Below are 10,513 nucleotides of genomic sequence, written 5' to 3'. Positions count from 1 at the left end.
GGGACGGGTCGGCCGGGCGGGGTTGGGCGGCGGCGGCGGGCATGGGGTGCGACTCGCTGTGAGAACAGAACAAGAACACACCAGATCGGTCAAGGTTCGGTCAAGAGGGGCGGCAAAGTGGGGGATTCAGGCGAACCGGGATGCGGTCCCATGCGGCGGCGGTCGTGCTCGATCGCGAAGACGTGGGCGTAGAGGTTGGCGACCCAGCGCCGTCCCTCCACGGTGAGGTCCAGCGCCCGGATGGCGTCGCCGATCACCGGCTCGACCTTGCCCCAGAAGAAGCTCGGGTAGCGCTCGGCCAGATCCGCCGGGTCGACGTAGCCGAGCGATTCGCACAGGCCCGCCTCGCGCAGCTCGTGGAACAGCGCGTTGAGCTTGCGCGGATAGAGCGGATCGCCGAGCTGGCCGATGAGGTCGGCCGCGCGCATCAGCCCGGCTTCCGTGGCGGTCTCGGCGTGGTCGCCGTCGTCGGGCACGGGGAAGCGCGTCAGCTCGATGGCGCGTGCCACGCGGCCGGCGTCGACGAACTCGTGGGTAGCAAAGCGCTCCCACACCGCGATCTTCGAGCGCTCGACGTGGTGCGCCGTGAGCCCGGCATCGGACGCCCCGCGCGGCAGCCCGACGGTGGTGCCGGCCCGGTCGATCACGAACCGGGTGCGCGTGTCGCCGGCGCAGACGCCGCGGACGTAGCCGATGTCGTGGTAGAGCGCGGCCAGGATCGCGTGCAGCCAGTCCCGCGGCGACACCCCCTGCGCCACGAAGCGGCCGCGCAGGATGTCCTGGGTCACCAGCGTCACCAGGGTGGTGTGGTCGGCATCGTGATAGAGCGCGTCGCTCTGCGCGATCCGCTCGATGGTCAGCCGCGCCGATTCCTCGATCACCTCGACATAGCCCGGCTCCCGGCTGCCGAAGGTGCGCCGGTAGATCAGGGCGAGGTGCTCGCCGAGGGCGTTGGCGAGAAGCTTTGTCGCGTCGAGCATATCTATCCTACGATTGATAGCATTGTAGGGAGTCGCTAGGTAGCAGCAACATACAAAATTTCAAATTGTAATAAAAATTTGACAGTCAGCCGAAGGTAGATATACTTAGATCATATAATATTTCTCAGGTGTTGTTGCGCATTGGGGGTTAATATTGACTTACAAAGAAAAGCTTAGCGCCATTCTTTCTAAGGGGTATTTCCCCAAGGAGTTACCATTTACGTTTGAAACAAAAGATTTCGGAATTCATGCAAATGAAATCATAGATCAATGGAGGGCGAATAGAGTATTTTCGCTGAAACCAGCGAGAAAGATTAGCAAAAAAAATAAGAGAAACGCCTATGGCTATATTGTCGGCGCAACGGAATCTGAAGTTATATCTATGCCCAAGAGAGGATTTGAGAGAAGAAATATTAATATTACTCACCCTATTCCGCAAGATTTATTATGTTTAGATTTATCAAAGAACTGGCTATCAATTCAGAAATGGTTGATGCGACAAAAGTATTCTATAGATAAAATTTAGATCTCTGATGAACACGCTAGATCAATCCGATCTATTAATTTTCAAAGCCATCGAGCGAAAAAAAATTACATAGAAGCGGTTTCTGATTGGCTGGTAAAAACAGATATTTCTCGATTTTATCCTTCAATATATACGCATTCTATCCCTTGGGCTGCCTATGGAAAAGATAAAGTAAAAAGTAACATACCGCTTTACGAAGGGTCCCTTGCTGATCGTATTGACGTCCTGTTGCGTGCATGTAATCGAAACCAAACGGTAGGTATACCAATCGGTCCAGAAAGTTCAAGAATAATTGCTGAAATAATTTCAGCAAGAATTGATAATGATTTTGCAGAAAAAGCGCCATACATCGAAAATAATGCAATTGATCGACTGCAGGATGATTGGTTTATTGGTCTTAAAACGCTGGAAAGTGCAGAACGGGCATTATCAACAATCGGAAGCGTTTACAGAAACTATTCACTTGATATAAATGGAAGTAAAACATCGGTTACGCGGGTGATAGGAGAATTTGGACAACAATGGGTTTCAGAAATCGGAGCATTTTTATCTCATAAACCTGGGCCGGTTCGAGGATCAAGGCTACGAGAGTTCTTATATTTAAGTATTAGAATGCAAATAAAGTTTCCCTCCGAAGCTGTAACGAGTTATGTGCTGTCGATCATCGAGACCCAGAGCATCAGCCCCGCCGACGTCGAGCCGCTAGAGTCTTTTTTGCTTAAGTCCGCACTTATATCGCCATCGGCTATGAATGTTATTGGTCGCTTGCTTATAAATATTCAACATACAACGAAAAGGCTGTCATGCAGCAGAATAGCAGATCGATTCACATCTTTAGCTATTTCAAATCTAAGCAATGAAAGGACATATGAGGCTATATGGCAAATTTATACTTTGCGAGGCTTGAAAACGAAGCTAAAAGCATCAAAATTTGCAGAGATGCAGGAGGGGGCTCCATCTAGTGTCGTTGGTCTATTGCTTTTAGATATGGAAAGCAAAGGGCTGGTGGTCGGCAGACTTCCTAAAGTTGAATGGAGTAAATTAATAACGGAAGAAAAATCTCTGGCTGACGCGTCTTGGCTTCTGGGATACGAGGGCATCCGGCATGGTTGGTTGTCTGACACCAATCGGTTATCTAGAACGCCATTTTTTGATGCAATGTTGAGTAGAAATATAGTTTTCTATGATGACAAAAGAAATGTGCTCCCGTCATCTGGGGTGGTTAGGCGCAAGCTAAGTCAGAGAGCTGAAAATATCCGAGAGACTCAATTGATGCTGCTGGCAATGCGAGGATTTGATTTCGGAAAACACAGCGGTTGAAAATAGCATAATCAAGCCCGCTGCAACCATGTTATCGCAGCAGGGTAACTGTTTCTAAGTATGGATCACCTTCCCATAAGCATCCAGCACGCTCTCATGCATCATCTCGGACAGCGTCGGGTGCGGGAAGACCGTGTGCATCAGGTCTTCCTCGGTGGTGATTTGTTCTGTTTTGTCAGTTGGTTAGGCATCTGTCTAACGCCTGACATGAAGTTGAAAAGGTGCCGCTGTTCGGTCCGGTCACAAACTGGTCACAGCGAGAGTAGGCATGGCGTCGATAAGGAAGCGAAACGGGCGGTGGCAGGTCCAAGTTCGTGTGAAAGGGTCCCCTCCCCTTGCACGATCATTTCTGACGAGGGCCGACGCTTTGGCTTGGTCACGTCTAATTGAATCCGAAGCTGATCGGCGGGGCTTACCGGTTGGAGTCCGAGTCCTCGACGAACTCTCAGTGGGCGACATACTCACACGCTACCAGCAAGAGATCACCCCTACCAAGCAAGGTGCCGTCCGAGAGGCGATGGCGGTAAAGGTGCTGCTCAAACATGCCATTGCGAAGGTACCTCTGAGTGCCCTCACGGTTGCCAAGGTGGCGGCCCACCGTGACCTCCGGCTCCGCACGGTGAAGCCAGCGAGCATCAACCGGGAGCTGGCCCTCTACCGGCACGCCTTCGAGGTTGCCCGGAAGGTCTGGGATGTGCCGCTGTCCGAGAACGCCTTCGCTCTCGTGGTGAAGCCCAAGGTGCTCAATGGCCGTTCACGTCGCCTGGAGCCCGGGGAGTGGGAGGTCTTGCGGGAGGGGTGCAGGCGGTCCCGGAACATGAACGTCCTGCCAATGGTTGAACTTGGCTTGGAGACTGCCATGCGACGCGGGGAGGTCCTCCGGTTGCGGTGGCAGGATATCAACTGGACCAAGCGCACCCTGCTCATCCCAACCACGAAGAACGGCCATGCGCGGACTATACCGTTGACCGGGCGGGCCCTGGTGGTGCTCCGGGAGTGGATGGCACCGTCAATCACAGGGGAGCTACGGGTTTTCCCAACGACAGAGGACGCGGTTAAGACGGCGTGGCGGTGGGTGATGAAGCGAGCCCCCCTCCCCGACTTCCGCTACCACGACCTCCGCCACGAGGCCGTCAGCCGGTTCTTCGAGTTAGGCTTAAGCATCCCCGAGGTTGCCCTGATCAGCGGCCACCGGGACTACAAGATGTTGGCACGCTATACTCACATCAGGCCAGAGAATGTGGCAAAAAAGCTTGCAGACATCTGCGCGAGTCGGGGTAATGAAGAAACGCAAGAGCGCCTGTGACCGGATTCCTCGAGGGTTGTTACTATAAAAATCAGCGACTCACTGGACCGGTATGACCCTCTGTCAGTGCCTATGAAGTGCGGTCTCTTTTTACCCTAAAATTGGTGGCAATCGCCGGTGATCAAGCATCGGTGGTGGTCATCAGGTATCCGGTTTTCCGGTAAATTTACAATTCGACACTGATCTAAACGACAATAGACGCCCGGGAGTGTCAGGACTGCACCGTTTACATCTACCCAAAATTTTTTGGCTTTCTCTGGTTACCTGAAACAGCCGGTGTCATACCCAACAGTTCTCGCCCTAACCCACTGTAACGAGTTGCTTTAATCCGCGTCAGTGACTGGCGAAAGATGGATCTAGGGTAGTTACAAATAAGGCACCGTTTCGAAGATAGTTGAGCCTGCATCGAACGTTGGTCGTCTGAGAGTCATGCGCAGAGCTAGTTGTTTGCTGCAAAACCATCAGCCTAAAGACAGACAGCCTTACTCGACATCAAAGACATCACAAGTTATCTACTCACGCTGTTGACTACAGTAAGACTTTTATAAATATGTTGATTTTCCGGATACTGGGTGTTATAGTTCGTCGATTGGTGCATGGATAAGCCTGCCCAAAAAACCTTGAACATACGATCACTCCCGCAACGGAAGGCGATCTCGCGTTACGATAAAAGGAAAACCGTGTTTGTTATTCACTACCTTGATGCTCCCGCGGGGGCAGGCAAGACCTATCATATGGCCAGACATGTAGCCAAAAATGTTCTGACTGGTAAAAATTACCTCATAGTCATGCCAACCAACATGATGGTCGATGACGTTGCACAGGAAATAATGAACGTCGATCCATCTATTGCTGTCGTGAAGTTTCATGGTGACGTTGTTGATGGGGCCGTAACTGACGCTGTCTACAGTCACTTCAACAACCCAATCGACAGATCGCATGCCGTGATCATTACCGCCCCGTGTTTCGAAATTCTGAAACACATCAATCGGGCGCAAGACTATCATTTTATTATGGACGAAGTCATCTCTGTCTTTTCCGCTGGACGATCCAACACTTCCAAACAACCACCGGATCTTTACCGACTGTGTAGCCCCATCTTGTATTGGACCAAGTCTAGGGTATTCAAACTTAGATGTGGTGGATGGAACGAAGCTACGCGCACTTGCAGACAACAGCAGCCACGACGATGTCGACAAGGTGTTTCAACCATTGGCTAGATTGGTTTTGTCAAAAGACCATCAAGTGTATGTTCTCGACAGCAACTACAGCGCCCTATTGACCGTTGACAAAGAAACAAAGAAACTACTGGTGTTTGCCGTAAGGCGACCGACCATGCTGAACAAATTTGCCAGTTGTTTGATCATGGCCGCAGAATTCAAGGAAACCCTCTTCTACAAACTGTGGAGTCGCATCGGTGTCAAGTTCGTGGAAGAAACTGAACTGAAAGAGCGTCTTCGATTCAACGCGCATCCGAATGGCAGTCTTGCCAAGTTCTATTACGGTTATGAAGCGAACTGGTCCAAGGCACTGAAAAACTCGAAAGATCACGATCTGACAGACCGTTTGGTTCATGCTGGTATCAGCCTGATGGCAGACAAGAAGTGCCTACTACTTAGAAACAAGGTCTGCAAGAAAACGAAGCTACTGACACGGATGCCAAACTTCGAGTCGCTTCCGGGCAAGTCACATGGACAGAATCATTTTCAGGATATTGATAACGTGTTCGTTCTAGCGGCTTACAACCTGCAACGCCCTGCCCAGACATTCCTGGATGTTATGTTTGGTATTGACCCAGAGTCAACCAAGCGATCCATCATGGGTTATGAGATCTACCAAGGGGTGATGCGGTCATCTCTTCGAAATATCGATAGCAACACAAGTAAAATTATCGTCGTTCCGGATCGCGCTACAGCGGAATATCTGATTGGGCTGTTCCCTGGTTCGTCCTGTGAGTCTCTAGGACTTGAACAGCCGATCTCTAAGCGACAGGGACCAAAAGCAGTTTATGTATCGTCCGCAGAGAAGCAGCGTGCGAACCGTAAGAAGTTAAAGGAAGAACGTGTTGGCTTTGTCAAAGAAATCGAACTGGCCACTAACAGTGGTCTTAGAGATCTTTCTCAAATGGAGCGAGACGGGTTTACCTTAGAGTCTTTAGGTAATAGCGTCTCACTATTCAGAGGAACTATCATCAAAGACTTCAAACAAAAGGATCCAGAGAAAAGCCTCTACGTAAGTGATAAGGGGCCATTCATCGCAGAGCTTCGCCGTCGTTTCAAGTTGCGATACGCGAACAAGGAAGACAATGCTGCGATCAGTCCTGCTTGCTTCAAGACTGTTTCAGGTAGTGATAAGGTCACCGGTGCAGTCAACGTCTGGTTTGCAAGTGGCATATGGTTGGATCTAGACGATACTGATCTGAAACCCCATGAATTTGCAAAGATGTTTCCGGACCTACTATTCGTTGCATACAGCACCTACAGTCACACCAGGGCTTGTCTGCGTTATCGGGTCTGCATCCTAGCATCCGGCATCATGTCAAACCAACACTATAGAAATATTGTTCAGCAAATCGTTCATAAGGTAGAGTCAACTGGTGAGTTTGTTGGAAAACTAGATCCGTCCACTCCGAACAAGAAGGTCCATGGCATCGAACACAAATGGGACGCCAGTAACAAGTTCTACCTGCCGTGTAAGCCGGGTGACGGTGGTGCTGGATTTCTGACTGTCTTTGACGGTGACGGTAGATTACCGTTGGATATCAATGACTGGTTAGAGAATTCTGTGGTGCCGTTCGAAGGTTCGCTACCGCCCGCTCTGATCATACTACCTGATGGGGCGGCAGATGACGAACTAACGCCACTTCAAGCCCACATTGCAGAGGATGCTCTGACTAAGTTCAAGTCGGCACCCGCTCGCAGTGGACACGTCATGTTCTATAAGTTGCATCGTCGGCTGTTGCACAATGGTATTCGAGGGGTGCATTGGCATACAGTGATGAGTCAGGCTGTGTCCGGTTCTAAATCGCCAGCCAAGAGAAGGAAGGAAATGGAGGAATACATGAAGCAAGCGTGGTGAATCTGATCCGGCATGGCCATCGCATACCTGCACTCTACGATTAGGGTAGTGAGGCAGGTGGTTGAAACATGCAGGATCGAAGACGGGCAGACTGAAACGCATGTAAGCACAAATAAAAGGTTCTATGCGAGGGCCTGCAACACGGTATAGTGTTGATAGGGAGACATCGACAGTTCCTTTTATCATCAGTAACTCTGACGATGTTATGGCTTATCGTAACATCGTCGTTGTAATATTGATGTGCTATGGTAACTTTCCAAAAGCACGACTTGGTCCGGCCTGGGACGAGTAAAAAACGCAGTAACAAAACTTGACTTTAATTGTAGTATATGTTATTATACCTCTATCAATAGATCGTTGAGGTAGAGGAATTTCATGGAACAGAGACAACTGCCGAGCTACATCTCATACTGCTTTAGAACCTGTAGGCGGATGCTCAGACTATGCTGTTTGAATGCCACTACGAATTTGACCAACACGCGGAATGGAGGGCATCTCAACACGGACGCCCTTAGCTACCACATGTATGGGATGGATGTAGAGTCAGCATCCATGCACGATTGGTTCATTGACGGCAGGTTCAAATGCAGTCGAACCCAAAACAGAGTCAGTCAACTTCTGAGTCGCTGTCTTACGTATGCAGAGGAAAATGAACCCTGTCTCGCGCACAGCATTCGAACTGTATTAAGTGCGATGGAAAAGATGGTGCCTGATGACGTCGTCAAGATCAATTCGGATAGGTCAGCGGGTCATCATCCTGGATTTGTACAGGGGCGGACGTTTCACGAAGCCGAGGCCGCATAAGCCCAGCTAACTGATCCCCTCTAGTAACGTCCGGCAGTTAAAACGCCCTGCCTGTCGCCTTGCAGATTCCTTGAAAGGCATCGTCCGTTTCGGCAGGGGCTTCCCCGTCCTTGACGCTATGGGTGATCGTGAGGGTGAACGCTCCGGTTCCCCTATCGATTTGCAGGGCGTTCTCTACCCCTGTTCCGGCTACCTGCTTGGCCGTGATCTCTGCATCGGTGAAGGTGGTGGTCGTTGCCCCGTTACCGGATACCATGGCCAGCACTTTTCCTGCCGCTACATCAAGCGTGACCGGAAAGGCCAGCGTTTGCCCCTGGTCCCTCTGTGATGTTCCCTCACACAGAAGGAAGCTTCGATCACCTTCATCGGCGTTGGCCGGGCTTGCAGCACCAAAAATGGCCACGGTGACCAGGGAGGCAAGGAACATGGGGAAGGGCGTCATCCACCCGATCTGATCCCTGCCGAACCAAACGACAAGACCGAGTCGTTAAGGGAATGACCCGGTCTTGTGCCTACGTAGCAACCTTGCGGTTTGCCACATAATCTTCCATCAGCGTGCGAAGAATGGTTGCAACACTCACATTGTCATCTACTGCATAGTGCTTTATCTTGCGCATAGTATCGTCATGGACCCAAAGCGTGTAGAGCCTAAAGTCCAAATTGTCGCTTTGATCAGACATTATAGGCGATCCTGGATAGTTCATCTCGAATGTCGGTTAAAACTACCCCATACTCTTTGTCAGATCGCTTGCTGTAGACGGCAGAGAACAGGTTCAGAAGGGACTGTACAACAGAGCCTTGTTCGCCAGAAGTTTCTTCGTAACGCACGATTCCCTTCTGCAAATAATCCTGTCGAGTCTTGCCGTATGCGGCCCCTTCGTCGTCTGGACAAATAAAAGTGAAGTGATGGTCTAACAAGGCCATAGCTGAGTTCATTACGTGGATGTCGTTCGATAGTTCTTCTTTGTTTTTCATTGATATAACTATACTGATGTGTTAACGTATGAACTTGATGTCATACACATCTATTTAGGCATTTATGTAAAGCGGTAGCGCTATAGATCCTTTAAAAATCAATATTTAACATCACAAAGCTGTTACTGTGCTGTTATGATGAGTTTCTCCCATGGATTTGATTATGTCAGGTTTGAAAGACCGGTCGGCGAAAGCTACAGGCCGCGGCCCATCTGATCACCTGCTGACATGATCGAATCTGCCTCGTAACCGCGACGTGTTCGGGCAGTCTGTCGATAGCCGCTGTTCCCAGTGGCCATGCTCAGATCGTCACCCTCAATTTGAACGTGGGTGTTTCCAGTGCCCTCGGCTTTCACCAGTGCGAAAAGGACCGCTGCGTTCCGAACCGACAGACGAACACAGCCATGCGAGACCGCGCTACCTAACTGACGAAGGTGGTTCGTGCCGTGGATAGCGTGCCCTTGGCCTGTGAAGAAGATCGCGAACGGCATCGGGGCATCATCGAACTCGCGAGAGAAGTGCGTCCGTTCCATGCGCTGTGGTCGGTATGATCCCCCGGGCGTGTCGTATCCGTCCGCGCCCGTCGAGACCGGCCAATCATACCGCGGCTGGCCATCTACCGTGACGATCATCCTCTGGACGGCCTTGTCCACGGTGATGAAGACTTCTGCCTTGGGTGAACCGGCCGTGGCGGTCGCGAGACACACACCAAGAAGGGCAGCAAGGTAGCTGGTACGCATTGTAGGACGCCTTGGTGGAACGGTGCTGTGAGCCGAAGCTACACCGTTTCACGCCCCCTTATCCAACGGTGTCACGCATCATTAGCCGGGCCTAGGGATCGGAACCCAACGTTTGGTACCGTCCGCTCACGACCCATTGCGGAAGCTGAGGACGTCCGCTTCAAGGCAGTTCACAAGAGCAGTCCACCTACCGGTCAGTTGCTTGTGAGCAAACGAAGGCCCGGCGTTTTTGTCAGTTGTACTCCTCCCGTACCGCCTCAGCCTTGACGAAGGCGATGCACTTGGCCCTGACCTGACTGTCTGTGATGCGGTCGAAGTCTGTCACCAGTGCCAGCATTTCGCCTTCGCGGGTTGTTTGGTATTCGGTAACATAGAAAACTGACACATTTTGATCCAGCGCACGTGCGATACGCTCTAGGTTCTCGCTGGTGATTTTAAGTTCGCGAGGCTTTTCTGACATCCAACTTCATGCACCCCATCGATCCGGCTGTATACTCAATTCTACTGTATTTTATCTAAGACAGGGCACGCATTTCTTAGACGCAAAGCGTCGTCTAGCAATGCTCTAAAATTTCAATCGAGCGTCGGAAAATGATCTATGAAGCGCAGGCCGTCCCATAACTCGACAGCGTGTCCATTCACGAGGGCTTTAGCTTCGTAAGCGCTCGGTGGAGGCTCGGCGTTGTATTTCGGTCGCGTCGTCTTCCTGAAGGCCGGCTGACCGAGGGGATGACCGTGCGCCGATCTGGATGTTTTGCGGTGACGAGATGCTTTTCTAGCCCGA

The 10,513-nt window shown here is 51.0% G+C and carries 11 protein-coding genes; 4 read left to right on the top strand and 7 right to left on the bottom strand.

Annotated features, from left to right (window positions below; genetic code table 11):
* Positions 1 to 89 precede the first annotated feature (89 nt).
* Complete coding sequence (locus tag FV222_RS09190) at positions 90 to 980, bottom strand: metal-dependent phosphohydrolase (RefSeq protein WP_147813955.1); 891 nt, start codon at positions 978 to 980, stop codon at positions 90 to 92.
* Positions 981 to 1,134: 154 nt separating this feature from the next.
* On the opposite strand from FV222_RS09190, the gene FV222_RS09185 reads away from it, so the two are divergent.
* From FV222_RS09185 to FV222_RS09175, 3 genes are all read left to right on the top strand, one after another.
* On the top strand, positions 1,135 to 1,506 hold the full coding sequence (locus FV222_RS09185; RefSeq protein ID WP_147813953.1) for a hypothetical protein: 372 nt from the start codon (positions 1,135 to 1,137) through the stop codon (positions 1,504 to 1,506).
* Complete coding sequence (locus FV222_RS09180) at positions 1,507 to 2,826, top strand: RNA-directed DNA polymerase (RefSeq protein WP_147813951.1); 1,320 nt, start codon at positions 1,507 to 1,509, stop codon at positions 2,824 to 2,826.
* 448 nt (positions 2,827 to 3,274) lie between these two features.
* Complete coding sequence (locus FV222_RS09175) at positions 3,275 to 4,132, top strand: site-specific integrase (protein ID WP_187277276.1); 858 nt, start codon at positions 3,275 to 3,277, stop codon at positions 4,130 to 4,132.
* A 632-nt stretch (positions 4,133 to 4,764) separates the two neighbouring features.
* Here the strand turns inward: FV222_RS09175 and FV222_RS09170 are convergent.
* Positions 4,765 to 5,130 (bottom strand): hypothetical protein, encoded by a 366-nt coding sequence (locus FV222_RS09170; protein ID WP_147813947.1) that lies wholly within the window; start codon positions 5,128 to 5,130, stop codon positions 4,765 to 4,767.
* 142 nt (positions 5,131 to 5,272) lie between these two features.
* Between FV222_RS09170 and FV222_RS09165 the strand changes: the two genes are divergently transcribed.
* Complete coding sequence (locus FV222_RS09165; RefSeq protein ID WP_147813945.1) at positions 5,273 to 7,210, top strand: hypothetical protein; 1,938 nt, start codon at positions 5,273 to 5,275, stop codon at positions 7,208 to 7,210.
* A gap of 841 nt (positions 7,211 to 8,051) precedes the next feature.
* On the opposite strand, the gene FV222_RS09160 is transcribed toward FV222_RS09165, so the two are convergent.
* From FV222_RS09160 to FV222_RS30650, 5 genes are all read right to left on the bottom strand, one after another.
* The gene (locus tag FV222_RS09160; protein ID WP_147813943.1) at positions 8,052 to 8,456 is read right to left on the bottom strand and encodes a hypothetical protein; all 405 of its coding nucleotides are present in this window, start codon (positions 8,454 to 8,456) and stop codon (positions 8,052 to 8,054) included.
* Between the two features lie 230 nt (positions 8,457 to 8,686).
* Complete coding sequence (locus FV222_RS09155) at positions 8,687 to 8,989, bottom strand: hypothetical protein (protein ID WP_210248473.1); 303 nt, start codon at positions 8,987 to 8,989, stop codon at positions 8,687 to 8,689.
* 194 nt (positions 8,990 to 9,183) lie between these two features.
* Positions 9,184 to 9,729 (bottom strand): L,D-transpeptidase, encoded by a 546-nt coding sequence (locus FV222_RS09150; RefSeq protein WP_147813939.1) that lies wholly within the window; start codon positions 9,727 to 9,729, stop codon positions 9,184 to 9,186.
* Between the two features lie 232 nt (positions 9,730 to 9,961).
* Positions 9,962 to 10,189: a hypothetical protein gene (locus FV222_RS09145; protein WP_147813937.1), complete on the bottom strand. Its 228-nt coding sequence runs from the start codon at positions 10,187 to 10,189 to the stop codon at positions 9,962 to 9,964.
* Positions 10,190 to 10,302: 113 nt separating this feature from the next.
* Positions 10,303 to 10,513 (bottom strand): hypothetical protein (locus FV222_RS30650; protein WP_210248472.1); only part of this gene is annotated, 211 nt, incomplete at its 5' end.

Origin of the sequence: Methylobacterium sp. WL103 (assembly GCF_008039885.1) — a bacterium.
Classification (GTDB): domain Bacteria; phylum Pseudomonadota; class Alphaproteobacteria; order Rhizobiales; family Beijerinckiaceae; genus Methylobacterium; species Methylobacterium cerastii.
This window is presented reverse-complemented; position numbering and strand designations above follow the sequence as displayed.